The following is a 344-nucleotide window of genomic DNA, read 5'->3' as shown; positions in this document are numbered from 1 at the left end:
CCTGGCATGCTGGCGTCTCCAGCTTCGACGGGCGTGAAGGCTGCAATGACTTTTCCATCGGCATCGAGCTCGAAGGCACTGACGACCTGCCTTACACCGATGCCCAGTACGCCACGCTGGCGCAGCTTACCCGGCAGATCCGCAACGCCTGGCCGGTCATCGGCCTGGCGCGCATCCAGGGCCACAGCGACATTGCGCCGGTGCGCAAGACCGACCCAGGCCCGGCATTTGACTGGGGCCGCTATCGCCAAACCGTGAAGGATAACGAGGATTACCCATGAGTTTTCTGGTTCTGCTGCTGGCGCTGTGGGTCGAGAAGTTCTCGGCACTGCGCCATCAAGTAC

The 344-nt window shown here is 62.5% G+C and carries 1 protein-coding gene; it reads left to right on the top strand.

The annotated features are described in order from the left end of the window. Positions 1 to 281 (top strand): N-acetylmuramoyl-L-alanine amidase (locus SB756_RS28700; protein WP_410912905.1); only part of this gene is annotated, 281 nt, incomplete at its 5' end. Positions 282 to 344: the final 63 nt, after the last annotated feature.

It is taken from the genome of Pseudomonas sp. SIMBA_068, from assembly GCF_046534705.1.
Taxonomy (GTDB): Bacteria; Pseudomonadota; Gammaproteobacteria; order Pseudomonadales; family Pseudomonadaceae; genus Aquipseudomonas; species Aquipseudomonas putida.
This window is presented reverse-complemented; position numbering and strand designations above follow the sequence as displayed.